At 65.9% G+C, this 24,680-nt stretch carries 27 protein-coding genes, 1 tRNA gene and 1 pseudogene; 23 read left to right on the top strand and 6 right to left on the bottom strand.

The window, feature by feature from the left end:
- Positions 1 to 39 precede the first annotated feature (39 nt).
- The 16 genes from G9E11_RS01390 (at position 40) to G9E11_RS01465 (ending at position 12,214) form a co-directional block, all read left to right on the top strand.
- Positions 40 to 924, top strand: a complete 885-nt coding sequence (locus G9E11_RS01390; protein WP_190602294.1) for a VOC family protein — start codon at positions 40 to 42, stop codon at positions 922 to 924.
- Positions 925 to 1,012: 88 nt separating this feature from the next.
- Positions 1,013 to 1,447 (top strand): hypothetical protein, encoded by a 435-nt coding sequence (locus G9E11_RS01395; RefSeq protein ID WP_190602296.1) that lies wholly within the window; start codon positions 1,013 to 1,015, stop codon positions 1,445 to 1,447.
- A gap of 214 nt (positions 1,448 to 1,661) precedes the next feature.
- Entirely contained in the window at positions 1,662 to 2,075 is a 414-nt protein-coding gene (rpsP, locus tag G9E11_RS01400; protein WP_190603561.1) for a 30S ribosomal protein S16, read from the top strand.
- Between the two features lies 1 nt (position 2,076).
- Entirely contained in the window at positions 2,077 to 2,319 is a 243-nt protein-coding gene (locus tag G9E11_RS01405; RefSeq protein ID WP_076802241.1) for an RNA-binding protein, read from the top strand.
- 137 nt (positions 2,320 to 2,456) lie between these two features.
- Entirely contained in the window at positions 2,457 to 3,062 is a 606-nt protein-coding gene (rimM, locus tag G9E11_RS01410) for a ribosome maturation factor RimM (RefSeq protein ID WP_190602298.1), read from the top strand.
- Positions 3,063 to 3,857, top strand: coding sequence for a tRNA (guanosine(37)-N1)-methyltransferase TrmD (gene trmD / locus G9E11_RS01415; protein WP_190602300.1), 795 nt, complete (start codon positions 3,063 to 3,065; stop codon positions 3,855 to 3,857).
- 266 nt (positions 3,858 to 4,123) lie between these two features.
- On the top strand, positions 4,124 to 4,483 hold the full coding sequence (rplS, locus tag G9E11_RS01420; RefSeq protein ID WP_190602302.1) for a 50S ribosomal protein L19: 360 nt from the start codon (positions 4,124 to 4,126) through the stop codon (positions 4,481 to 4,483).
- Positions 4,484 to 4,567: 84 nt separating this feature from the next.
- Complete coding sequence (gene lepB / locus G9E11_RS01425; protein WP_190602304.1) at positions 4,568 to 5,248, top strand: signal peptidase I; 681 nt, start codon at positions 4,568 to 4,570, stop codon at positions 5,246 to 5,248.
- Positions 5,249 to 6,079, top strand: coding sequence for a signal peptidase I (gene lepB / locus G9E11_RS01430; protein ID WP_190602306.1), 831 nt, complete (start codon positions 5,249 to 5,251; stop codon positions 6,077 to 6,079).
- Between the two features lie 2 nt (positions 6,080 to 6,081).
- The gene (locus G9E11_RS01435) at positions 6,082 to 6,753 is read left to right on the top strand and encodes a ribonuclease HII (RefSeq protein WP_190602308.1); all 672 of its coding nucleotides are present in this window, start codon (positions 6,082 to 6,084) and stop codon (positions 6,751 to 6,753) included.
- 61 nt (positions 6,754 to 6,814) lie between these two features.
- The gene (locus tag G9E11_RS01440) at positions 6,815 to 7,141 is read left to right on the top strand and encodes a DUF2469 domain-containing protein (RefSeq protein ID WP_003806068.1); all 327 of its coding nucleotides are present in this window, start codon (positions 6,815 to 6,817) and stop codon (positions 7,139 to 7,141) included.
- Positions 7,142 to 7,328: 187 nt separating this feature from the next.
- The gene (locus G9E11_RS01445) at positions 7,329 to 7,685 is read left to right on the top strand and encodes a YraN family protein (protein WP_190602311.1); all 357 of its coding nucleotides are present in this window, start codon (positions 7,329 to 7,331) and stop codon (positions 7,683 to 7,685) included.
- Positions 7,685 to 9,229: a YifB family Mg chelatase-like AAA ATPase gene (locus G9E11_RS01450; RefSeq protein WP_190602313.1), complete on the top strand. Its 1,545-nt coding sequence runs from the start codon at positions 7,685 to 7,687 to the stop codon at positions 9,227 to 9,229. Before G9E11_RS01445 ends, G9E11_RS01450 begins: the two co-directional genes overlap by 1 nt.
- 11 nt (positions 9,230 to 9,240) lie before the next feature.
- Complete coding sequence (gene dprA, locus G9E11_RS01455; protein WP_190602315.1) at positions 9,241 to 10,425, top strand: DNA-processing protein DprA; 1,185 nt, start codon at positions 9,241 to 9,243, stop codon at positions 10,423 to 10,425.
- Positions 10,426 to 10,528: 103 nt separating this feature from the next.
- Positions 10,529 to 11,455, top strand: coding sequence for a tyrosine-type recombinase/integrase (locus tag G9E11_RS01460; RefSeq protein WP_190602318.1), 927 nt, complete (start codon positions 10,529 to 10,531; stop codon positions 11,453 to 11,455).
- 255 nt (positions 11,456 to 11,710) lie between these two features.
- Entirely contained in the window at positions 11,711 to 12,214 is a 504-nt protein-coding gene (locus G9E11_RS01465) for a DUF3145 domain-containing protein (RefSeq protein WP_003806074.1), read from the top strand.
- A 121-nt stretch (positions 12,215 to 12,335) separates the two neighbouring features.
- Here the strand turns inward: G9E11_RS01465 and G9E11_RS01470 are convergent, their stop codons facing one another.
- The 6 genes and pseudogenes from G9E11_RS01470 to G9E11_RS01495 all read right to left on the bottom strand — a co-directional run.
- Positions 12,336 to 13,571, bottom strand: a complete 1,236-nt coding sequence (locus G9E11_RS01470; RefSeq protein ID WP_190602320.1) for a beta-ketoacyl-[acyl-carrier-protein] synthase family protein — start codon at positions 13,569 to 13,571, stop codon at positions 12,336 to 12,338.
- A 210-nt stretch (positions 13,572 to 13,781) separates the two neighbouring features.
- Positions 13,782 to 14,027, bottom strand: coding sequence for an acyl carrier protein (locus tag G9E11_RS01475; protein ID WP_190602322.1), 246 nt, complete (start codon positions 14,025 to 14,027; stop codon positions 13,782 to 13,784).
- Between the two features lie 81 nt (positions 14,028 to 14,108).
- Positions 14,109 to 15,170: a beta-ketoacyl-ACP synthase III gene (locus G9E11_RS01480; RefSeq protein ID WP_190602324.1), complete on the bottom strand. Its 1,062-nt coding sequence runs from the start codon at positions 15,168 to 15,170 to the stop codon at positions 14,109 to 14,111.
- Positions 15,167 to 16,096 carry an ACP S-malonyltransferase gene (locus G9E11_RS01485; RefSeq protein WP_190602325.1) on the bottom strand — a complete coding sequence of 310 codons (930 nt, stop codon included), beginning with the start codon at positions 16,094 to 16,096 and terminating at the stop codon, positions 15,167 to 15,169. Before G9E11_RS01485 ends, G9E11_RS01480 begins: the two co-directional genes overlap by 4 nt.
- 88 nt (positions 16,097 to 16,184) lie before the next feature.
- A complete protein-coding gene (locus G9E11_RS01490) occupies positions 16,185 to 17,429 on the bottom strand; it encodes a PucR family transcriptional regulator (RefSeq protein WP_284691147.1) in 1,245 nt (414 codons plus the stop codon).
- 216 nt (positions 17,430 to 17,645) lie between these two features.
- Positions 17,646 to 19,190: pseudogene (locus tag G9E11_RS01495) on the bottom strand (transketolase-like TK C-terminal-containing protein); the annotation flags it as partial.
- Between the two features lie 456 nt (positions 19,191 to 19,646).
- Here G9E11_RS01495 and G9E11_RS01500 point away from each other — a divergent pair.
- The 7 genes from G9E11_RS01500 to G9E11_RS01530 all read left to right on the top strand — a co-directional run.
- Complete coding sequence (locus G9E11_RS01500; RefSeq protein ID WP_190602328.1) at positions 19,647 to 20,066, top strand: DUF3052 domain-containing protein; 420 nt, start codon at positions 19,647 to 19,649, stop codon at positions 20,064 to 20,066.
- Complete coding sequence (locus G9E11_RS01505; protein ID WP_311764275.1) at positions 20,063 to 20,566, top strand: peroxiredoxin; 504 nt, start codon at positions 20,063 to 20,065, stop codon at positions 20,564 to 20,566. Before G9E11_RS01500 ends, G9E11_RS01505 begins: the two co-directional genes overlap by 4 nt.
- A gap of 17 nt (positions 20,567 to 20,583) precedes the next feature.
- The gene (locus G9E11_RS01510) at positions 20,584 to 21,510 is read left to right on the top strand and encodes an NAD-dependent protein deacetylase (protein ID WP_190602330.1); all 927 of its coding nucleotides are present in this window, start codon (positions 20,584 to 20,586) and stop codon (positions 21,508 to 21,510) included.
- An 80-nt stretch (positions 21,511 to 21,590) separates the two neighbouring features.
- Positions 21,591 to 21,663 (top strand) — tRNA-Val (locus G9E11_RS01515).
- Positions 21,664 to 21,748: 85 nt separating this feature from the next.
- Complete coding sequence (locus G9E11_RS01520) at positions 21,749 to 22,069, top strand: hypothetical protein (RefSeq protein ID WP_190602333.1); 321 nt, start codon at positions 21,749 to 21,751, stop codon at positions 22,067 to 22,069.
- Positions 22,070 to 22,433: 364 nt separating this feature from the next.
- A complete protein-coding gene (locus G9E11_RS01525) occupies positions 22,434 to 23,231 on the top strand; it encodes an IclR family transcriptional regulator (protein WP_190602335.1) in 798 nt (265 codons plus the stop codon).
- A 126-nt stretch (positions 23,232 to 23,357) separates the two neighbouring features.
- The coding region (locus G9E11_RS01530; RefSeq protein WP_190603566.1) for an MFS transporter at positions 23,358 to 24,680 on the top strand (1,323 nt) is incomplete at its 3' end.

A 24,680-nucleotide genomic window follows, 5' to 3' on the forward strand; every position in this document is an offset into this window, starting at 1 on the left:
CTGCCGAAATCCGGCGGCCCGGACATCCGGGAGTATTCAATGACAGCAGCAGACAGCAGCCAGGACTTGCTTCCTGCCGACCTCACCATGGGCACCGTCATGCTCAAGGTGGGTGACATGAAGCTCATGACCGACTACTACCAGCGCGCCCTCGGCCTCGACGTCGTCGCCGAGCAGGACGGCGGCCTCTACCTCGGCCGGCTCAAGACGCCGCTGGTGCACCTCGCTCCCGCCCCGGGCCTGAACATTCCCGGCCGCGGCGAGGCCGGCCTCTTCCATACAGCGCTTCTGTTCGAGGACCAGTCCTCGCTGGCCGCCACCATTGCCAGTGCCGCCCAGTACGAGCCGCAGTCCTTCGTTGGCAGCGCCGACCACCTGGTGAGCGAGGCGTTCTATTTCACCGATCCTGAAGGCAACGGGATCGAACTCTACTGGGACCGCCCGCGCGAGGCGTGGTCCTGGGACGGCAAGAACGTGGTCATGGACAGCCTGGCGCTGCCGCCGCAGAAGTACCTGCAGGACCACCTCACGCAGCAGTCCGTGGAAGGCCAGCGCGGCACCGACGCGGAGGTGGGGCACGTCCACCTGCAGGTGGGCGACGTCCAGTCGGCCCATGACTTCTACGTCGGCACCCTCGGATTCGAAAAAACGGCGGGCTGGCACGGCCAGGCGCTCTTTGTGTCGGCCGGCGGATACCACCACCACATGGCCATGAACGTCTGGAACAGCCGAGGCGCCGGCCCGCGCCGGGACACGCTGGGCCTGGGCGAGGTGCTCATCGAGGTGCCGTCCGGTGACGACGTCGGCGCCCTCGCCGACCGCCTCAGGGTCGCCGGAGTCGAATCCCACCACACCGGCGCCGAGCTCCGGTTTGAGGATCCGTGGCGCAACCGCCTCCGTGTCGCCGTGCGCTCAGTCGCGTGAGCGCAGTTGGGTTAGGCTGATTTCGAAGAGCCCCGGCCGGTACTGCCGCTGCCGGGGCATGCACCCCCGACGGAATGAGGACGCATCCATGGGCTTCACCGAAGTGTTTGTCGCCACCCACAATGACGCCCTCAAGCGTGCAGAGGCGCTGGAGGGTGGCGCCGCCGCCGGAGACGGCATCCGGATTGCCGGCATCAGTGATTTTGAGATCGAACAGCTCGGCGACCTCGCGGGTGCCGCGGTGCACGCCGCGGGCGCGGACTACGAGCTCGCCATGGTGGACGTGGCCAGCGATTCACTTTTGGGCGTACCGGCGGCGATGGTCCGGGCGCTGGCCGAACTCCTCACTTACGAATCCGAGGGTGAGGGCAATGTGTTGGATGAGGTGGCTGAGCGCTGGGCCGCCGAGGATGACATGCCCTTTGGCGCCGGAGAAGCCAAGAACTACGTCCAGCAGTTGGCAGAGCTCGCCGGCACCGTGGACGAAGGCAGCCGGACCGGCCTCTACGTCTGGTCTTCCTAGTGCCGTCTGGTCTTCCTGTGGCACCCCAAAAGACTCCGTCCGCATGTCAAGTCGAAATAACGCGGACGATCTGGCACAATAAACAGGTACTCGATCTGCGTGGCCCCTCTCTCCGCGTCCGGATCCTGTCCTTTTCGAACCCCCCAGTACGGCCCGCCCCACGGGTGCAGAACGCGGGTTCAACCCCGTTTCAGAAACAGGAGTGACCACAAAAGTGGCCGTAAAGATTCGCCTTAAGCGCTTCGGTAAGATGCGCGCACCGTACTACCGCATCGTCGTCGCCGATTCACGCACCAAGCGTGATGGCCGTGCCATCGAAGAGATCGGCAAGTACCACCCCACCGAAGAGCCCTCATACATCGAGGTCAACTCCGAGCGTGCACAGTACTGGCTGTCCGTCGGCGCGCAGCCGTCGGAGCAGGTCGCCGCGATCCTGAAGATCACCGGTGACTGGCAGAAGTTCAAGGGTCTGCCGGGCCAGGAAGGCACCCTGAAGACCAAGGCCGACAAGGCAGCATTCGTTGCTCCGGAAAAGGGTTCCGTGATCATCCCGGAAGCCATCACCAAGAAGGCCAAGGCATCGGAAGCCCCCGCCGAGGCTGAAGCAGAGACCACCGAGGCTGAGTAAGTTGCTGGCAGAAGCGCTCGAACACCTTGTCCGCGGCATTGTCGACTCCCCTGAGGATGTCAAAGTCAGTGCCAAGAACAACCGCCGCGGGGATACCCTCGAGGTGCGCGTTCACCAGGAAGACCTGGGACGGGTAATCGGACGCCAGGGCCGCACCGCGCGCGCACTTCGCACGGTCGTGGCGGCGCTGGCAGATGGCGAGCAGGTCAGGGTCGACGTCGTCGACACCGACCGCCGCCGGTAACGCGCCTGCAACACTTGCCTTAACGTCCGGCCCCTCCACCAGTAACGGTGGAGGGGCCGGACTGCTTTGGGCCCTGAAAGTCTTCAGGACGCCCGCAAAAGTCGTACATCAACACGCAGCCCAAAACAGAGGAACACATGCAGCTTCAGGTGGCCCGTATCGGCAAGCCCCACGGAATCCGCGGCGAGGTGACAGTCCAGGTTCTCACCGACGCGCCCGGGGACCGGTTCGTCCCCGGCACCGAGTTTGTGGTGGAACCCGCCTCAGCCGGGCCGCTCACCCTGCGCAGTGCCCGCTGGAACAAGGACATCCTCCTGCTCGGCTTTGACGAGGTGGCCGACCGGAACCGCGCCGAGACCCTGCGCGGCGCCAAGCTGTTCATCGAGACCGAAGAACTCGACGAGGACGACGACGAGGGCTGGTACGAACACGAGCTCGTGGGCCTCGAGGCCCGCGTCGGCTCCCAGGCCGTTGGCAAGATCACCGCCCTGAACACCATGCCGGTGCAGGACCTGCTCGTCGTCGAAACGGCCGACGGCAAGGAAATCCTCATCCCGTTCGTGGAACAGATCGTCCCCGAGGTGAACGTCGAGGGGGGCTATGTCCTGCTCACTCCGCCGGCTGGCCTGTTCGAGGTCAACGAGGAGAGCGGGGAGGACCCGGAGACCAGGGGCTCGGACTCCGCCGAAGGCTTCGCCGAGGACTCCGCCGGGGAAGAGGCTGAGCCGGAGGCCAAAGCGTAGATGAGAATCGACGTCGTCAGTATCTTTCCCGAGTACCTGGCACCGCTGGAACTGTCGCTCATCGGTAAGGCCCGCCAGGACGGGCTGCTGGACCTGAACGTGCACGACCTCCGCACCTTCACCACCGACCGCCACCGCACCGTGGACGACACCCCGTACGGCGGCGGGGCCGGCATGGTGATGAAGGCCGAGCCGTGGGCCCAGGCGCTCGAATCCGTGGCGGCTGCCCGGCCGGCCGGTGCGGCCAAGCCCGTGCTGATCGTCCCGTCGCCGGCGGGGGAGCGCTTCAACCAGGCGCTGGCCTACGAGCTTGCCGACGAGGAGCAGCTGGTGTTCGCCTGCGGGCGGTACGAGGGTATTGACGAGCGCGTCATCGAATGGGCCGAGGAGCACTTCACGGTCCGCCCGGTGAGCCTCGGCGACTACGTCCTCAACGGCGGTGAAGTGGCTGTACTGGCCATGGTGGAAGCCATCGGCCGGTTGCTCCCCGGCGTGGTGGGAAACCCCGAGTCGCTCGTCGAAGAGTCGCATTCAGACGGCCTGCTTGAGTACCCGGTCTACACCAAGCCGTCGGTCTGGCGCGACCGGGAGGTCCCGGCCGTCCTGCTCAGCGGCAACCACGGCAAGATCGCGCAGTGGCGCCGGCACGAGCAGTACCGCAGGACGGCGGAACGCCGTCCTGACCTGCTGCAGACGTTCGACGCCGGGACCCTGCCCCGTGCGGACCGCACCGCTCTCGGGGACCTGGGGTACGACGTCGTCGACGGTCACCTCAGGCGCCGGCCGGAAGCCTAGGGTCCGCCTGTTGACCGGGGAGCGTCCCATATGGAACGCAACGTCCCATAATTAACCAATTCGTTCCATATGGGGCATAATTAATCCTTGTGTCTGCTGGGTCCGCGCCTGCCACAGGGGGAGCGTAGCCAACAGCAAGACACCCCGGTACCGCCAAAAGTGGTGGGGCCGGACCTCAACACTTCGGCAGCGTTTCCCGGAAATATCCGGGCTTGGCCGCCGTGACCCAAAGTGGATGACCTGTGGCGTTCACCAGGAGTGGATCAATGCATATCCTCGATTCCGTAGATGCAGCCTCGCTGCGCACTGACGTTCCCCAGTTCCGCGCGGGTGACACCCTCAAGGTTCACGTGAACATCATCGAAGGCAAGAACTCCCGTGTCCAGGTCTTCCAGGGCTTCGTCCTGGGCCGCCAGGGCGACGGCATTCGCGAGACCTTCACCGTCCGCAAGGTTTCCTTCGGTGTCGGCGTTGAGCGTACCTTCCCGGTGCACTCCCCGATCATCGAAAAGATCGAGGTTGTCACCAAGGGTGACGTCCGCCGCGCCAAGCTTTACTACATGCGTGCACTGCGCGGTAAGGCTGCGAAGATCAAGGAAAAGCGCGACTTCAGCACCGCCAAGTAAGTCCAACGGACTTTCACGGCGGGTCCCCGACCCGTGTCCGGCCAGCGCCGGAGCCATCCGCAACAGCGCCACAGGATACGGATCATGGACCAGACAAAACGCCAGCCAGGGAAACCGGGCTGGCGTTTTGTGTTGCTGGCAGTGCTGGCTGCCGTCCTGGTCAGCGGGCTGATCCGCTCCCTCTGGCTGGACGTCTATTACATTCCGTCTGCCTCAATGGAGCCGCTGTTCGGCACGGGTGACCGGATTCTGGTGTCCCGCACCGCCTTCCAGTCGGAACCGATCCGGCGGGGCGACGTCGTCGTGTTCGACGGCCGGGGCTCGTTCGCCCCGCTGAACAGCGGGGCGGGTCCGCTGCAGGAAGCGGCGGCAGCGGCAGGACACTGGCTGGGACTGTCCGGCAGTGATACTACATATGTAAAGCGGGTCATCGGGCTTCCCGGCGACCACGTGGTCTGCTGCGACGCCGGCAAACGCCTCACAGTCAACGGTCAGCCGCTCGTGGAGCCCTACCTTTATGACGGTGATGCGGCGAGCACCCAAAAGTTCGACGTGACTGTTCCCGAGGGCCGGCTGTGGCTGCTCGGGGACCACCGGTCGGTGTCCGCGGACTCCCGTAGCCTGCTGGGGGCGCCGGGCGGCGGCATGGTGCGGTCGGACAGGGTGATCGGCAGGCCGGTACAGATTCTCTGGCCGCTTGATAGATTTGCGTCAGTGGCGCGGCCGCCGTTGGCGGCCATAACAACAACAAAGGACGTACAGTAGATGCCGGAAATCGATCCCGGGAGCTCCGAGCCGCAGCAGACTTCTGCGGGGCCGGGACGGCATGCCGCCCATGAGCCCGTTTCGGACGTGCCCGCTCCCGGCGGATCCGGACCCGGGTCACCTGCTCCTGCCGGCGCCCGCCGCCAGGAAAAGGGCAGTCCCCGCAACCCCTTCCTGCTGTGGCTGAAGGAAATCGCCACGGTGGTGGTGATTGCGGTCGTGCTGTCCTTCCTCATCAAAACCTTCCTGTTCCGGGCCTTCTACATTCCGTCCGAGTCGATGGTGAACACGCTGGACATCAACGACCGCATCTTCGTGAACCTCCTCGTGCCTGAGCCCTTCGCACTGGAGCGTGGCGACGTCGTCGTCTTCAAGGACACCAAGGGCTGGCTGCCGCCCACACCGCAAAAGGCGGACGGGCCGTTCAGCGTTGTTGAGGACGGGCTGACCTTCGTCGGCCTGCTGCCGGACAACTCCGAGCAGCACCTGGTTAAGCGGGTCATCGGGCTGCCCGGGGACCACGTCATCTGTTGTGACGCCGGCGGAAAGGTCACCGTCAACGGCGCCGGGCTGGACGAGGCGTACGTCAATCCGGCCGAAGTTCCCGCAGTGCGCACCTTCGACGTCGTGGTGCCGCAGGGCAAGGTCTGGGTGATGGGGGACAACCGCAATCACTCGGCGGACTCCCGTGCCCACACCGACACCAACGGTGGCTTCGTGGACATCGCCGACATCGAAGGCAAGGCAGCAGTCATCGCCTGGCCGATGAACCGCTGGGCGGCCCTGAACAACTATCCCGACGTCTTCAAGAATGTGCCGTCGGCAGGTTAGCCATGTCCGTTGCACCCACCCTTGACTACGAGAAGCGCTTCCTGCCCCGCGGGGCGCGGTTCCTGGCCGGCGTCGACGAAGTAGGCCGCGGGGCCCTTGCCGGACCGGTGAGCGTGGGAATCGCCGTCGTGGACCTGCAGCACATGGAACTGCTGGCCGATGTCCGGGACAGCAAACTGCTCAAGGCGGCAGACCGGGAACGCCTGGACCCGCTGGTGCGGGCCTGGAGCGTCGCCTCCGCCGTCGGACACGCGAGTGCGCGTGAAATCGATGACCTCGGCATCATGGGCGCCCTCCGCGCCGCCGGAAACAGGGCCTGGTTCGAGATCCTCAGCGCCGGCATCACGCCCGACGTCGTCCTGCTGGACGGCAGCCACAACTGGCTCTCACCCGCCGTCCAGCCCTCGCTGTTCGACGAAGCCGTCACCGACCCCGGCTGCGACGCGCCCGTCCACACCCTGGTCAAGGCGGACATGCAATGCCTGAGCGTCGCAGCGGCGAGTGTCCTGGCCAAGGTCGAGCGCGACCAGCACATGCAGCAGCTCCACCTCGAGTACCCGGACTTCGGCTGGGACGTCAACAAGGGCTACGGCACGGCGCTGCACCGGGAAGCGATCCGCACCCGCGGCCCGAGCCCCTACCACCGGGTCAGCTGGAACCTGCTGTCCGAGTAGCGGACCTGCTCTCCGGGCAGCGCGGTGCGCGGGTTCCTGCCGCATGGTGCAAGATGGAACCATGAGTGCCGAAGACCTTGAGAACTATGAGACCGACATGGAGCTCCAGCTCTACCGTGAGTACCGCGACGTCGTGGGTCTGTTCAGCTATGTGGTCGAGACCGAGCGGCGCTTCTACCTCGCCAACCACGTGGACCTGCAGGCTCGCAGCGCAGACGGCGAGGTCTACTTCGACCTCACGCTGCAGGACGCCTGGGTCTGGGATGTGTACCGTTCTGCGCGGTTTGTGAAGAGCGTCCGCGTCATTACGTTCAAGGACGTCAACGTCGAGGAACTGCCGCGCAACGAGGAGCTCGCGCTGCCCAAGGACGTCGACCTCGGCAACTGAGGTTCCCGACCCTCCCGGGTCTCCCCGGTCTCCCCGGGGTGCTGCCTGCGGGCCACTGTCCCTCCACAGCCGGTGATTCTCCCGCATGCCCGCCGCCCTTCCCCAGGATCCCGCGACCTTTCCACATAGCGTGACAGTGCCCTGTTCCGTGTGATCCCGCCCCCGCAGTCTTGATGCGGAGGTGGATATGAAAGCCAAGGATCTGCTGGGCCGGCGCGGGGAAGAGCTCGCGGCGGAGTACCTGGAATCGCTGGGGATGCTGATCGTGGAGCGCAACTGGCGCTGCCCGGACGGCGAAATCGACATCGTCGCACTGGACGGCGATGCCCTTGTCATTGCCGAGGTGAAGACGCGGCGTTCGCTCGCCTACGGTCACCCGTTTGAAGCAGTGGGCGCAGACAAGCTCGCCAGGCTGCACCGACTGGGTTCGGCCTGGTGCCGCGACCATGGACTGCGGTTGCCGCTGCGCCGGGTGGACGTCATCGCCGTGCTGGACGACGGCGTCGGCAAACCCACCGTAGAGCACCTCAGGGAGGTGCTGTGATGGCGCTGGGGAGAGCCTATTCGGTGGCCCTCGTCGGCCTGAACGGCTACATCGTGGAGGTGGAGGCCGATATCGGCCAGACACTGCCGGCCTTTGTGCTCCTCGGCCTGCCGGATGCTTCCCTCAACGAAGCCCGTGACCGCATCCGCTCGGCGGCGCAGAACTCCGGTATTCCGCTGAGCCGGCGGAAGATCACCGCCAACCTCATTCCGGCGTCCCTGCCCAAGCGCGGTTCCGGCTTCGACCTTGCCATCGCGATGTCGGTTCTGCGTGCCGCGGAGGACATCAGGCCCACGGGGCGCACCGTCTTCATCGCCGAGTTGGGACTGGACGGACGCCTCAGGCCTGTCCGCGGCATCCTGCCGGCCGTGATGTCCGCTGTGCAGGCCGGGTTCCACGACATCGTGGTGGCCCAGGCAAATGCAGCAGAGGCCGAACTCGTCCCCGGTGCGAAGGTCCGGGGCTACCGGACCCTGGCGCGGCTGGTGTTTGATTTCGGCGCTGACCCGCAGGAACTTGTCCTCGACTTCGCACCGGAGGATGAACCCGCCGGGACTGGGCCTGTCTCCTCGGATACGCCTGTTCCGGATATGTGTGACGTGTCCGGACAGGCAGAGGCACGGGGCGCCCTTGAGGTAGCCGCCGCCGGTGCGCACCACCTGCTGCTGATCGGCCCGCCCGGCGCCGGCAAGACCATGCTGGCCGAGCGGCTTCCCGGGCTGCTGCCCGATTTGCGCGACACCGAGGCGATGGAGGTGACGGCGATTCATTCCCTGTGCCGGCTCCCCTCAGCCGGGGTGCAGCTGGTCCGGCGGCCGCCCTTCGAGAATCCCCACCACTCGGCCACAGCAGCGGCGATCATCGGCGGCGGGTCGGGGCTTCCGCGGCCCGGCGCGGCGTCGCGGGCGCACCGCGGCATCCTGTTCCTGGACGAAGCGCCCGAATACGAACGCAGGGTCCTCGATGCACTCAGGCAGCCTCTTGAGAGCGGCGAGCTGGTCATCCACCGCTCGGCCGGAGCAGCGGCCTACCCCGCGCGTTTCCAGCTGGTGCTGGCAGCCAATCCGTGCCCGTGCGGCAAGGCTTCCGGGAAGGGCATTGAATGCACCTGCACCCCCTACATGCGGCGCCGCTATATGTCGCGCATGTCGGGGCCGCTCTTGGACCGTGTAGACATCCAGCTGCAGGTGGACCGTGTGTCGCTGGCGGACTTTGGCCAGTCCGGGGGCGCGGAGAACAGCGCAACGGTCGGTGCTCGCGTCCTGGCTGCCCGGGCAAGCCAGCTGCAGCGGCTTCAGCCCTGGGGCATGGAAACCAACTCCCAGGTGTCCGGACGCATCCTGCGCGGCGAGCTGAGACTGGCGTCCGCCACAACCCGGATCCTGGACCATGCACTGGAACGGGGCGTCCTCACGGCCAGGGGCTACGACCGTGTCCTGCGCCTCGCCTGGACTTTGGCAGACCTCGCTGGCCGGGAGCAGCCGGACGGGAACGACATCGGACAGGCCCTGAGCCTCCGCCAGACCGCCTCAGCAGCGGCGTGAAAGGAATGCCAATGCCCAACGAGAGACTTGCCCGGGCCGCGCTGTCCAGGCTGATGGAGCCACAGGACGTGGCGGGCCTGGCCCTGGTGCACGTTGTCGGGGCTGAGGATGCCCTGAGGATCGCCACCGGCCAGATCAGCTACGGGCCGGGGCTGGAACACGACATCACCGGGTTGCTGGCAGAGCACAGTGCCGTGACTTCATGGGCCGGCCTCGGCGCAGCGCTGAAACGCTGGGCGCCGAGGATCTCCGACCTCGCCCCGGAGCGCGACGTGGCCACCATGCAGCGATTGGGCGGCCGGATGATCATCCCGGCGGACGGGCTCTGGCCACGGCAACTGGACGACCTTGGCCTGCACCAGCCGATCTGCCTGTGGTGGCGGGGCGTCGAGCTCGAACTTCCCCCGGCAGCCAAGGCGGTGGCCCTTGTGGGCTCGCGGGACAGCACCAGCTACGGCGCGTCAGTCACCGGTGACCTTGCCTACTCGCTGGCGCAGCGGGGCTTTACTGTGGTGTCCGGCGGTGCGTACGGGATTGACGCCCACGCACACCGGGCGGCCCTGGCAGGGGGCACCGATGCCATGCCGACCATCGCCGTGATGGCGGGCGGCGTGGACCGCTTCTACCCCTCCGGCAACGAGGATCTCCTGCGTGCTGTAGCCAATCAGGGCGCCGTGCTCGCCGAAGTCCCGCCCGGCTCCGCCCCCACCCGCTACCGGTTCCTTCAGCGGAACCGGCTTATCGCTGCCCTGGCCTCCGTCACGGTTGTGGTGGAGGCCAGGTGGCGGTCCGGAGCCCTGAATACCGCCCATCACGCGGAAACCCTGGGCCGTGCGGTCGGAGCTGTCCCCGGATCTGTCCACAGCGCCAACTCGGCCGGGTGCCACCGGCTCCTGCGCGAGGGCGGCGCTGTCTGCGTCGCTGACGCCGGGGAGATCGCCGAGCTTGCGTCGCCCAGCGGCCAGTCCCTGCCTGATGAAAGGAGCGGGCAGTCCGCCGATCACGACGGCCTGACGCTCGAGGACCTGATCCTGCTGGACGCCCTCCCGCTGCGGGCCGCCAGCTCCGTCGAAAAACTCTGCAGTGTCGCCGGACTGGGCGCCGAATCGGTGCGCGCGGGCCTTGGCAGGCTGGCGCTGCTGGGACTGGCCGTATCCGAGAAGGGAGGCTGGAAGCGCACCAAGCAATCAACGTAGCGCCTGCCGCCCGGCGACGTCCCCCTCGCCGGGCGGCTCCGTGCTGTCGCATGATCAGCGTGCCGTTCCTTGATTCCGTACCAAATGCTGGGACAGTGGGGGAGTGGAGAAACAGGAACTGCCGGCCGCCCTCGCCGAGGCCATCACGGAATTCGGACGGTACCTGACGGGGGAGCGGGCCCGGTCCGAGCACACGGTGCGCGCGTACCTGTCAGACGTCTCCAGCCTGCTGGGCTATGCGGCCACTGAAGGAGTCTCCGATCCAGCGGGGCTCGAGCTGGGGACCCTCCGGCGCTGGCTGGGCAGCCAAAGCGAGGCGGGCGCGTCACGTTCCACCCTTGCCCGCCGTGCCGCCACGGCGCGGGCCTTCACCGCATGGGCGCTCCGGGAAGAACTGGTCGAAACCGATCCTGCCCTGCGCCTGCAGGCCCCGAAACGCGACGGTTCACTACCGGGAGTTTTGCAGCAGCAGCAGCTCGCCCGGCTGCTAAACGACCTCAACGAAGCAGCGAAAGACGGTGATTCCGTGGCCCTGCGCAACCGGGCCATGGTGGAGCTGCTCTACGCCACCGGTGTCCGCGTCGGCGAGCTGGCGGGTCTGGACCTCGATGACCTCGACCCGGACCGCAGAACCGTCCGTGTGCTCGGTAAAGGCAACAAGGAACGGACGGTGCCGTACGGGCTCCCGGCTGCGCTCGCCGTCGACGACTGGCTGCGCCGCGGGCGGGGAAAGCTCGCAGTTCCGGACAGCGGTCCGGCCCTGTTCCTCGGGATGCGCGGCCGCCGCGTGGACCAGCGCCAGGTCCGCAGCGTGGTGAAGGGACTGTTCGACGCACTGGGCGATACCTCCGCCACGGGCCCGCACGCCCTGCGGCACACTGCCGCCACGCATTTGCTCGATGGCGGCGCCGACCTGAGGGCAGTCCAGGAGATCCTCGGTCACAGCAGCCTCGCCACCACGCAGATCTACACCCACGTGTCGGTGGACCGGCTGCGTAAGAGCTATCAGCAGGCCCACCCGCGCGCCTAGGCGCTTTCCGCCGGCGAGTCTTCTACACCACGCCGAATTGCACTGGCGTAATTAGACGGCGTACGGCACAATAAGATCCAAGTTCGGCAACTTTCAAGTTGTGCTTGAAGCACCCGTTTCAGGCGCCTCTTGTCGGCCCGGCAGACAATTACATAGATTGGCAGGAATCACCGGCACCACGCGGCGCCCAAAGCAGCAAGTATCCCGTCCATGCAGGTCGTTGGGGAAGACGTACCTACAGCTATGGAGGATGGAATGTCTGTTGCAATGACCCGCGGTGTGCTGTTTATTCACTCGGCCCCTACCGCACTGTGCCCTCATGTTGAGTGGGCCATCGGATCCGTCGTGGACAAGCGAACGGACCTGGAATGGACCCCTCAGCCCGCCGCGCCCGGCATGTTCCGCTCGGAGCTGTCTTGGACCGGCGCGCAGGGGACAGGGGCGCAGCTGGCGTCTGCCCTCCGGGGCTGGGCACACCTGCGCTTCGAGGTTACCGAAGAACCCAGTCAGGGCGTGGACGGCGGACGCTGGTCCCACACACCTGAGCTGGGCATTTTCCATGCCGTGACCGATGTGCACGGCAACATCATGGTGTCCGAGGACCGGATCCGCTACGCCTACGAGGCCGGCGCGGGCGACCCCTCTGCCGTCTACCACGAGCTGTCGCTTGCCCTCGGCGAGGCGTGGGACGAGGAGCTGGAACCCTTCAGACACGCCGCCGAAGGCGCACCGGTGCGCTGGCTGCACCAGGTTGGCTGACGCGGCAGATCGCCTGAAGACTGCAGACCGGCTGACGCACCGGCCGCAGCAATTTCCCCATAGCAACGAAGAAGCCCCCGCCAACCGGCGGGGGCTTCTTCAGCGTTCAATCAGAGTCACATCACACGCTGCGGATGGCAACGACGGCGTTGTGCCCGCCGAAGCCGAACGAGTTGCTGAGCGCAACGATGTCTCCGGCCGGCAGGGCGCGGGCGGAAGTCACGACGTCGAGCGGGATCTCCGGGTCCTGGTTCTCGAGGTTGATCGTGACAGGTGCCATGCGTTCGTGCACAGCCAGAACGGTGAGGACGGCCTCGACGGCGCCTGAGGCACCGAGCAGGTGGCCCATCTGGGACTTGGTGGCCGAGACTGCGACGTTCTCCACGTGGTTGCCGAGCGCTGCCTTCAGGGCCGTGTACTCCGGCTTGTCACCCACCGGCGTCGACGTGGCGTGGGCGTTGACGTGGACCACGTCCTCGGCCTGAATGCGGCCGTCGAACATGGCTGCCTTGAGTGCGCGGGTGGCGCCCAGGCCCTGGGGGTCCGGTGCCGTGATGTGGTAAGCGTCGGCGGTCACGGACGTGCCGGCCAGCTCGCCGTAGATCCGTGCGCCGCGGGCAAGGGCATGCTCCTCGGCTTCCAGCACCAGCGCGCCGGCGCCTTCACCCATGACGAAGCCGTCACGGTCAAGGTCGTAGGGACGCGAGGCGTGCTCGGGATCGTCGTTGCGGCGGGAGAGTGCCTGCATCGAGGAGAACGCTGCCAGCGGCATCGGGTGGATGGCGGCTTCGGCGCCACCGCACATCGCGACGTCGGCCTTGCCAGAGCGGATCAGGTCCAGTCCGAGGTGCATGGCTTCCGTACCGGACGCGCAGGCGGAGACAGGGGTGTGCGCACCGGCGCGGGCGCCCAGATCCAGGCTGACAGCGGCGGCCACGCCGTTGGGCATGAGCATCGGAACCGTCATGGGAAGGACGCGGCGGGGGCCCTTCTCCTTCAGCGTGTCCCACGCGTCCAGGAGCGTCCAGACGCCGCCGATGCCCGTGGCGAATGCGACGGCCAGGCGGTCGGGGTCGATTTCGGTAATGCCGGAGTCGGCCCATGCCTCGCGTGAGGCGATGACGCCGAACTGCGTTGACGGGTCCATGCGCTTGGCCTCGACCCGGCTCAGGACGTCGAGGGCGGGGGTGGTGCACCTGGCGGCGAAGTGGACCGGCAGCTCGTACTTGGCGACCCAGTCGTCCTCAAGGGTGTGGGCGCCGGAAACCCCCTTCAGCGCGTTCTGCCACATCGTGGGTACGTCGCCGCCGATGGGCGTGGTGGCACCCAGACCTGTTATGACTACTTTGCGTGTCATGGGATCACTCTCTGTCGGTGCGCCTGCCGTGTCCTGTGCTGCTGGCCGGAGGCCGGAGTGGGTGGCGTGCGGGGAAATCTGCAAAAAATTTAAGGGGTGGTGCATCGGCTGGCCGGTCCGGAATGCGTTAGCGTCCGGTCCGGCCAGCCGGGTTCAGCCTATGAAGGCTGGAGCCTGTAGAGGCTGACGCCAATGAAGGCGGTGTCCTACTTAGGCCTGGGCGCCGGAGATGAAGTCCACGGCGTCGCCAACGGTCTTGAGGTTCTTGACCTCTTCGTCGGGGATGCGGACGCCGAACTTCTCTTCGGCGTTGACGACGATGGTCATCATGGAGATGGAGTCGATGTCCAGGTCCTCGGTGAAGGACTTGTCCAGCTCGACGGCCTCGGGGGCCAGGCCGGTCTCTTCGTTGACGATTTCAGCCAGTCCGGCCAGGATTTCTTCGTTGCTAGCCATTGATGGCTCCTTTTCTTGTTATTGCCGGCAGGAGATGCCGGAAATGGGCAAACCGCGGTTGCGGCTTGGTTATCGGAATTGCTACGGAAGGACAACTACCTGGGCGCCGAAGACCAGTCCGGCGCCGAAGCCAATCTGCAGGGCCAGTCCGCCGCTCAGGGCGGGGTTTTCCTGGAGCAGGCGGTGCGTGGCCAGGGGAATCGATGCCGCCGAGGTGTTGCCGGCATCGGCGATGTCCCGCGCCACGGTAACGGTCTCGGGCAGCTTGAGCTTCTTGACCATTTCATCGATGATCCGCATGTTGGCCTGGTGCGGAATGAAGGCCACCAGGTCCTCGGCCTGGACGCCGGCGGCTTCCAGCGCCTGCTGTGCAACCTTGGCCATCTCCCAGACCGCCCAGCGGAACACCGTCTGGCCGTCCTGGCGGAGGGTCGGGTAGAGCTCCTGCGCCTCTTCGAGGAGCGCGAGGTCGCCGGTGGAGTCGGACCGGCGTGCCGCCAGGCCGAGGTCACGGACGTCCAGTATGGAGCGGGTCATGCCGATGGCATCCCACTTGCTGCCGTCCGATCCCCACACCGACGGCGCGATGCCGGGGGTGTCCGACGGGCCGATGACAACGGCGCCGGCGCCGTCGCCCAGCAGGAACGAAATGGTGCGTTCCCGGTTGTCGATGACGTCGGAAAGCTTTTCCGCACCGACAACGAGCACGTAGTTGGCGGCCCCCGAACGGACCAGCGCATCGCCCTGGGCTATGCCGTAGCAGTAGCCGGCGCAGGCAGCGGAGATGTCGAAGGCAGGAGCAGGCGTGGCGCCCAGCCGGTCGGCGAGGCTCGCCGCGGCCGACGGCGTGGCGTACGGGTGGGTCACCGTGGAGACGATGACGGCGCCGAGCTGGGATGCCTCGATGCCTGCCTTCTGCATGGCCTCACGGGCAGCGCCCTCGGCCATGTCTATCACGCTGACGTCGGCGGGTGCGCGGTGGCGGGTGACGATGCCGGTACGCTGGCGGATCCACTCGTCGGAGGAATCGATCCACTGGCACACATCCTCATTGGTGACCAGGACGTCGGGGCGGTACGCGCCGATGCCCAGGATCCGGGTGTGCTCGTTGACCGGGCTCTGCTTCAGTACCGGCGTGCTCATGCCTGTCCTTCCAGTTCTGCGAAGAGTGCAAGGGCCGCGGACAGGTCGTCCGGCGTTTTGACGGCGACAGTTTTGACGCCCGGCATGCCTCGCTTGGCCAGTCCGGCCAGGGTACCCGCCGGTGCGAGTTCGATGACTCCGGTGATTCCGCGGTTCATAAGGGTCTCCATGCACAGGTCCCAGCGGACCGGGCGCGATACCTGGGCGATCAGGCTTTCGACGGCGGCGTTGCCCGCGGTAACCTCCTGGCCGTCGAAGTTGGACAGCAGCGGCACGGCAGGTGCCTGCGGCTGCAGTTCCGGGCGGAGCGCCTCGAGGGCGCTCACCGCGGGGGCCATGTGTGAGGTGTGGAATGCGCCGGCGACCTTTAGCGGAATCACGCGCGCCTTGGCCGGCGGATTCTCCGCCAGGGCCTTGAGCTGTTCGAAGGTGCCCGCGGCGACGGTCTGGCCCGCCCCGTTGACGTTTGCGGGCGTCGCGCCGGCGGCCTCAATGGCGGCGAGGACCTCGGCGGGGTCGCCACCCACCACGGCGCTCATGCCGGTGGGGGTGACGGCAGCGGCCGCAGCCATGCTGTTGGCGCGTTCGCGCACAAACGTCATGGCTTCCTTTTCGGTGAGCACGCCGGCCAGTGCGGCCGCGGTGATCTCGCCCACCGAGTGCCCGGCCAGGATGACCGGCAGCGTGTTGAGTTCGACGTCGAACAGCGACTTGGCCGCCACCAGCCCGGCCGCGACGATGAGCGGCTGCGCGACGGCAGTGTCCTTGATGGTTTCCTCGTCAGAGGTGGTCCCGTGCGCAGTGAGGTCGATGCCTGCAATTTCGCTCAGGGAGGCCAGATGGCCTGCTACGGAAGGCAGTTCCAGCCACGGGGCCAGGAAACCGGGGGTCTGTGAGCCCTGTCCAGGGCAGACGATTGCAAGCACGTATCCAGCTTTCCAAATTACCGGGTGATTCATTGGTGTTTCCGTACACCAACCTCACGGGGTCAGATTGTAGGAAGTCTACAACGGTTCAGTTCGTGTTCCGCACGGCAACACGCTCGACGGCGGGCTTCGGGGGAGTGGAAAGCCGCCCCACCACAAGGGCTGCCTGCAGCACGAAAGCCTCGCGCGGGATCAGCGGATCCCAGCCTGTCACGTCACAAACACGCTTGAGCCGGTACCGCACGGTGTTGGCGTGGACGAAGAGTTCCCGCGCTGTCGCCTCGAGTGAATGTCCCAGCTCCAGGTAGGTGCCGAGCGTCTCCACCAGCCCGTTCGATGCCGCGAGGAGCGGCCGGTAGATGTTCTTTACCAGCGACCGCCGGGCGGCATCGTCCCCGGAAATGACCCGTTCCGGCAGAAGATCGTCGGCTGCCACCGGGCGCGGAGCGGCGGGCCACGCCCGCGCGGCGGTGAGCCCGGCGAAGGCGGACTGCGCCGAGCCGCTGGCTTCCAGCAGGGAGCTGGCCTCCGCCCCGTAAACCACCGGACCGGGCGCGAACATCTCGCTGAGCTTCACATAGGCGGTCTCCCGGTCGTGCACGCCGCCCAGGATCAGGATGAGGCGGTCGCCCTGGATGCCCACGAGGGCATCCTCCGCGTACCGTCCTGCCATGCGGCGCAATTCGCTCACGTAGCTGGCGCTGGGTTCCGACGGCGAGTTCCCCACCATCACGGTGAAGCGTTCCTGCGCCTTCCAGCCGAGGGCGGCGATCCTGGAACGCAGCGCGTCGGTGTTTTCGCCGCGCAGGATGGCGTCCACAATCAGGGCTTCGAGCCGCGTGTCCCAGGATCCCCGGGATTCCGCGGCCCGGGCGTACACGTCGGCGGCGGCAAATGCCACTTCGCGGGAGTACCGGAGGACTGCTTCGCGCAGGGAGGGCTGGTCCGCTTCGGGAGCGATCACCGGGACCTGGTCCTCCACCACTTCCACGACGATCCGGATGAGCTGTAGCGCCTTCTGCAGGCTGATGGACCGGGTCAATTCCGTCGGGGCAGTACCGAAAACGTCGGAAAGGATCCAGGACGGGGAGCTGGGGCGCTCGTACCAGGTGACGAATGCGGCGATGCCGTTCTGCGCCACGAGTCCCAGCGCGGAGCGCTCGTCCGAACTGAGCCGGCTGTACCACGGCAGCGATTTCTCCAGCTGGCGCATGGTGGTGGTAGACAACTGGCCGACGCTGGCCCTGAGCTTTTTCAGGGTCTCCGTCTTCTCCGGAGTCATGGTCCGGGAGGACGGTTTGCGCGGTGCAGGGGCAGGGGACGGCTCGGGCATAATCCGAGCATACGGTGCCCGCCCGGCAAGCTCCATTTGTGCAAAGGCTACAACTGCGGTTGTGCTTCGTCACAACGCCTCCGGCGCTTCAGGAAGCACCCAAACGAACGACGGCGGCCCCCACCGTGGGTGGGGACCGCCGTCGTTCGTTTTATCCTGGGGCCACGCCCGCAGGGTTCCCTGGCCGAGCTTGCGAGGCGAGGGGGCGGGTGGGGACTAGGACTCGCCGCCGGCGTTGCCCGTGGTGCCGGCGTTCACGTTGAGCAGGCGGTACTTCTCAATTGCCTGCGCCGGTGCCTGTCCGTCAACCTCACCCTTGGCTGCGAGCAGCTGCAGCGTCTTCACAACGACGGAGTGGATGTCGTTTTTGAAGAAGCGGCGGGCGGCGGCGCGGGTGTCGGAGAAGCCGAAGCCGTCGGCGCCGAGGGTGGCGAACTCGTTCGGGACGAATTGCCGGATCTGGTCCGGGACGGCCTTCATGTAGTCCGAGACCGCGACGACGGGTCCCTGGGCGCCTTCGAGCTGTTTGGTGACGAACGGCTGGCGGACGTCCTTGCCGGGGTTGAGGAAGGCTTCCTCCTCGGCGGCGAGGCCGTCGCGGCGCAGTTCGTTCCAGGAGGTGACGGACCAGACGTCGGCGGAGACGCCCCAGTCTTCGGCGAGGATCCGCTGGGCTTCGAGGGCCCAGGGGACGGAGACGCCCGAGGCGAGGATCTGGCTCTTGGGGCCCTCGGTGGTGGAGGCTGCGAGCTTGTAGATGCCCTTGAGGACACCTTCGACGTCGAGGTTCTCCGGTTCCGCGGGCTGGACGATCGGCTCGTTGTAGACCGTGATGTAGTACATCAGGTTCCGGTCAGTCGAGTCGTGCCCGTACATGCGTTCCAGGCCGTCGCGGACGATGTGGCCCATTTCGTACCCGTAGGCGGGGTCGTAGGTGACCACGGCGGGGTTGGTGGAGGCCAGCAGCGGGGAGTGTCCGTCGGCGTGCTGGAGGCCTTCGCCGGTGAGGGTGGTCCGTCCTGCGGTGGCGCCGATGATGAAGCCGCGGGTCATCTGGTCGGCGGCGGCCCAGAAGGCGTCGCCGGTGCGCTGGAAGCCGAACATGGAGTAGAACACGTAGACCGGGACCAGGGGCACGCCGTGGGTGGCGTAGGCGGTGCCGGCGGCGGTGAAGGCTGCCACGGCGCCGGCTTCGTTGATGCCGGGGTGGATCAGCTGGCCCTGGGCGGATTCCTTGTAGGCCAGGACGAGGTCCCGGTCCACGGACAGGTAGTTCTGGCCCTTGGGGTTGTAGATCTTCGCCGTCGGGAAGAACGCATCCATGCCGAAGGTGCGGGCCTCATCCGGGATGATCGGCGCGATGTGCTTGCCGAAGTTCTTATCCCGCATCAGGTCCTTGAGCAGGCGCACGAATGCCATGGTGGTCGCGGCCTGCTGCTTGCCCGAACCGCGCTTGGCCACCTCGTAGGACTTCGCCTCGGGCAGCTCGATGTCCGAGTGCTTCGAGCGCCGTTCCGGAACGGAACCGCCGAGAGCCGCGCGGCGCTCGAGGAGGTACTTGATTTCCGGTGCGTCCGTACCCGGGTGGAAGTACGGCGGACGGTACGGGTCCTTCTCCAGCTGCTCATCCGTGACCGGGATCCGCAGGTGGTCGCGGAACTTCTTCAGGTCGTCCAGGGTGAGTTTTTTCATCTGGTGGGTGGCGTTGCGGCCTTCGAAGTGCGGGCCCAGGCCGTAGCCCTTGACCGTTTTGGCCCTCAACCCACTCGGCGGTCTCTTCCGGATCACGATCAGGCAGCTGGTTAGTCAACCCGCTGAGGATATGGGAGGTATCTTCTCCTGCAGCCACGTCCAACCTCTCTTTGCGCGCATTCATCGGCGCACTCAGGTCCGGCAGGGTAGCTGCCCGGCGTGAACGCGTCGTGTGCGTCGTATCGGTTACAACAGCCCGGTCATGTGCGCCGGGCAGGGTTTTATCTCGTGTGTATGACTGCCTATTTGTCCGGGGCGGTCGCCCCGCTAGGCATAGTTGTCAACAGTCACTGTAGCTCCGACGGCTCGCGGATGCGTAGCCGCGCTTGAACGCTCCGCCCTATTTGACCGTCATACTTGTTGTGTGACGCACAATAAGCCGCACCGCGGCGCCCGTAGCTTGAAGCACACGCCCAAAGGGTGTTGGCTTGGAGTAATCGAAATCACCATGCACAGGAGGAACACGTGAGCGAGGCCGACGCCGCCACTTCGGTAAATGTGGCGGAAAAATTGGGTTTCAAGGACGGGGATCTGATTCAGGAGTTCGGTTACGACGACGACGTCGACCTTGACTTGCGTGATGACATAGAGGATCTGACGGGGTCGGAGCTTCTGGATGAGGATGATCACGACGTTGTGGACGCAGTGATCTTCTGGTGGCGGGATGGCGACGGGGACCTCGTGGACACGCTGGTCGACTCGCTTACGACGCTCACCGAGGGCGGCGTGGTGTGGGTCCTCACGCCGAAGTCTGGCCGCCCCGGATACGTTTCGCCGTCGGACATCCAGGACGCGGCGCCCACAGCAGGGCTGCACTGCACCACGTCCGCGGGCGTTTCCAAGGACTGGAGCGCCACGCGACTGGTAACCAGGAAGAACAAGTGACCGGACAGGCCACCGTCGCATCGGCGGACCTCGCCGGAGTGCCCGAGGTTGGGCATCAGGCTCCGGATTTCACTCTGGTCAATCAGTTCGGTGAGCCCGTCCGGCTCGCCGATTTCCGCGGGCGCAACGTGGTGGTTGTTTTCTACCCGTTCGCGTTCTCCGGCATCTGCACAGGCGAGCTGTGCGAGATCAGGGACAACCTCGCAGTGTTTGAACATGCCGACGCCGAGGTGCTGGCGGTCTCGGTGGACAGCAAGTTTGCCCTCCGGGCGTACGCCGAGGAGGAAGGTTACGGATTCAGTCTGCTGGCCGACTTCTGGCCGCACGGTGCCGTTGCTGAAAAGTACGGCGTGTTCGACGACGAAAGCGGAATGGCAAGGCGCGGAACGTTCATCATCGACGCCGGCGGAACGGTCCGCTACGTCGTTGTGAATCCGCGGGGCCAGGCCCGTGACCTCACCGAATACCGCCGCGTTCTGGCAGAGCTGGCCGAGGGTTAGGCGTCGGGGGGCAGCCCATGGACCAGCGGCGGACCGGCATCGGCCTGACAGGCTTCGCCAGTCTGCCTGCGGCCCCGCCCGCCGAGTCATCTGCCGCTGACCTCGAAGTACTGGGCGGGATCCGCGACGTACTGGCCGGGCTGCCCCTGGCGCTTCTGACGGGGGCCGGGCTCAGTACCGACTCCGGCATACCGGACTACCGCGGACCGGAATCGCCTCCGCGCTCACCCATGACCTACCAGGAGTTTCTGGCTGAGGCGGCCAACCGGCAGCGCTATTGGGCGCGCAACCACATCGGCTGGTCGCACCTGAGGCGGGCCAGCCCCAACGCCGGCCACGCCGCCGTCGTCGTCCTGGAGCAGCGTGGGCTCCTAACGGGACTCATTACCCAGAACGTGGACCGCCTCCACGAGGACGCCGGCAGTGTCAACGTGGTGGACCTTCACGGACGCTTCGACCAGGTGGTTTGTCTGGAATGCCGCCGCACGTATTCACGGCAGCTGCTCGCAAAGGTTCTGGAGGAGCTGAACCCGGACTTCCTTGACCATGCCATGAAGTCCGGACTTGTCGAAATGGCTCCCGATGCGGACGCCACGGTGGAGGATCTGCGGCTGATCCGGAGCTTCGTGGTTGCCCGCTGTCCCGCGTGCGGCGGCGTCCTAAAGCCGGACTTCGTGTACTTTGGCGAAAACGTCCCCAAGGAGCGCGTGGAGCGCGCATACGCAATGGTGGATAAAGCCCAAGCCCTGCTTGTTGCCGGTTCCTCACTCAGCGTCATGAGCGGGCTGCGATTTGTCCGTCACGCCGCCAAGCAAGGCAAGCCCGTTGTCATCATCAACCGCGGCCAGACGCGAGGCGACGACCTTGCCACAATCAAGCTGGAGGCCGGGGTGGGCGAGTCCCTCGCCTGGCTGGCAGATGAATTGCCCCCGCTCCCGGCCTGACCCGATTAGGGTTTGAGGGCAGTGTTCGGGTAGAGTCTATGTTCGTTGGTTCGAGCGCTTCGGTGCGAAAACCTCTCTTTGGGTCTTTAGCTCAGCTGGTAGAGCGCCACGTTTACACCGTGGATGTCATCGGTTCGATCCCGGTAGGACCCACCTTAAAACCCCGTTCGGCCAAGTCTTCAACTTGTTCGGACGGGGTTTTGTGTTTAATGTCTGAGCCCCACCATAGCCTGCGGGCATGGAACACGTAATTGTGAGGACCGCTGCCGACGGGCAGCCGGACGCCGTCATCCGCGGCGGCCAGGAATGGACGGTGGGCGCAGAACCGCTGCGATGGTTTGAACGCGTCAGCTGGTGGGAGGCGGAGCGCCGGATGCCGCTGGGACGTAGCCGCGTTGACGTCGAAGTGTGGCGGCTGCAGACCCGACTGGGGCGAAACGCCGGGTCGGCGCTGACCACCATGGAGATCATCCGCGACGGGCTCGGCGGCGGGTGGAGGCTGCGGAGCGTGGTGGCGGACAACACCACCGCGGAAAGTGCCGTCGCGGTTGCGGCCTGAGCAGCAGACGAGGGGGCTGGGCACTCAGAAAGGCTGGAGAAGCAGAAAGGCTGGAGAACCAGCAAGGCCCGAATCTTGAAGGGCCCGGAAATTGGATAAGCCTTCCACCGCGACTATTGGGGGATGCCGCGGTGGAAGGCTTGAAATCGAATATACCGTGAACATTTGGAAACACGAAACCAATAGGAAGGTTGCTTCCGGTGCTCCTTCGCGGGTGGTTGACCAAGCACGGCCTTCAGCGGCACACCGCGAGCCAGTATGATGGTAGGTGTTCAGTTGACTGGACGCTTTGGCATCGTTGCCGGTGTTCGCGCGATGCAGTTTGACGACCCCGCTGTCTGAGCGCGTACCGAAAAGGAGAATCATGGCCGATTCCCGCACATCCAAAGCCAACGACGGACTGGGCAGCGCGTCCCCGGCGCCGGCCGTCACGCGAGCAGCCGCCGTCCTGGAGTCGCTCGCAGCGTCCGCCACTGGCCGGCTGACCCTCAGCGACCTCGCCCGGGACCTCGGAATCCCCAAATCTTCCACCTCCAACCTCCTGCTGGCCCTCGAGGAGGCCAGGCTTATCAGCAGGCAGGGAGCCGAGTACACGCTGGGCCGCAAGCTCGTTGAATTGGGTGCCGCGTACTTGAGCCGCCTCGATGAAGTCCAGGAGTTTTACCGTTTCTGTGAGCAGGCGCCCACGCTGTCAGGCGAAACAGTGCGCATCGCCATGCTGGACGGCACCAACGTCATCTACTTGGCGCGCTACGAGGGTCATCCGGCCGTCCGCCTGACATCCAATATCGGCGACAAGATGCCGGTGTCCCTCTGCGCCGTGGGTAAAGCCCTGATCGCCAGGCTTCATGACCACGACATCGATGCGATGTTCGCTGACGATACGGAGCTTCCCGTGCTGACGCCCAAGTCACTGCGCACGGGTGCGGAACTGAAGGCCCAGCTTGAGCAGATCCGGGAGCAGGGCTATGCGTTTGAAGACGAGGAATCCACCACAGGCGTGGTGTGCCTCGCCGTAACCGTACCCACCCGGGGAGCGCATGGCCCCAGCCTTGGCCTGTCCGTCACGGCATTGAAGGCAACCTACTCGCAGGAGCAGGGCGCGCAGATGGTCAAGGAGCTCAATGAACTGGCCAGATCCCTTGGCAACCCTATGGGCTAGGCGAAACCCCGTCGCTATTGGCTACTCGTTCATCATGTTGTACGCTGTTCAACATAGTGACCGACGCAATGGTGGTGTCACTACTCACCAGGCCAACGGGGGCCTGGTGTCCTTGAGGGAGTGCTAGTGACAACTCGTACTGATTCACCGCTTGCTGATGCGGACGGCGCCGTCGTCGAACCGGAACAGCTGCGAAGGGCAACACTTGCCAGCTCCGTGGGCTCCGCTCTGGAGTACTACGACTTCTACATCTACGGCCTGGCTTCGGCCCTCATCTTCGGCCCGCTGTTCTTCAAGCCGCTCGGCGAGGAGGGTGCGCTGATCGCATCATTCGCCACGTACGGCGTGGGCTTCGCTGCCCGGCCCTTCGGCGGCATCGTCTTTGGCTACATCGGGGACCGGTTCGGCCGGAAAATGGTGCTGATCCTGACCATCGGCCTGATGGGTACCGCCAGCTTCGCGATCGGCCTGCTGCCGACGTTCGAGCAGGCAGGAATGCTGGGTGCGGTACTCCTGGTCATTCTCCGGATCGTCCAGGGCCTCGGTGCCGGTGCGGAGCAGGCCGGCGCAACGACGCTGATCTCCGAAGTGGCTCCGCGCCGCCGTCGTGGTTTCTTTGCCTCACTGCCCTTCGTGGGGATCCAGCTGGGCACCCTCCTGGGTGCCGGTACCTTCGCCCTCATCGCGACCGCTGACAAGGCAGTCCTCGAAGGCTGGCTCTGGCGCGTGCCCTTCCTGGCCAGCGTAATCCTCATCGCCGTCGCGGTGTTCATCCGCCTGCGGCTCAAGGAAACCCCCGTGTTCCAGGAGCTGGAGAAGCACAAGAACGTGGTCAAAAACCCCGTGGGCCAGCTCTGGAAGCACTCCAAGAAGAACGTCCTGGTGGGCATCGGCCTGCGCATGGGTGAGAACGGCAATTCCTCCATCTACTCGGCACTGCTGGTGGCATTCCTGGCAGCCCCGGCGGGCGTGTTTCCGGGGGACAAGTTCATCGGACCGGTGGGTCTTCTGATCGCTGCGGGTTTTGCCGCCGTCATGGTGGTTACCTTCGGCGCCCTGTCCGACCGCTTTGGCCGCGTCCCGGTCTACCGTTACGGCGCCCTGTTCCAGGCTGTCATCGCCTTCCCGGCGTTCTACCTCGTGACCCTTGGCAACGTGACTTTGGTGTGGGTTGTCATGGTGGTTGGCATCGCGCTCGGCGTGCAGTCCATGCTGGGACCGCAGTGCCCCCTGCTGCCTGAACTGTTTGGATCGCAGTACCGGTTCACGGGGGTTGCGATGGCCCGCGAACTCTCCGCCGTGATGGCGGGTGGCCTGGTTCCGCTGGTCGGAGCGGCGCTGCTGGCGGCCACCGGCTACTCCTGGCTGGTGCTGGCTGTCTATTCGCTGGTGCTTGCCCTGATCTCCTTCGTGAGCACCTTCTTCACGCCGGAAACCAAGGGCCGCGAC

The sequence above is a fragment of the Arthrobacter ipis genome, from assembly GCF_014694315.1.
In the GTDB taxonomy this organism is placed as follows: domain Bacteria; phylum Actinomycetota; class Actinomycetes; order Actinomycetales; family Micrococcaceae; genus Arthrobacter; species Arthrobacter ipis.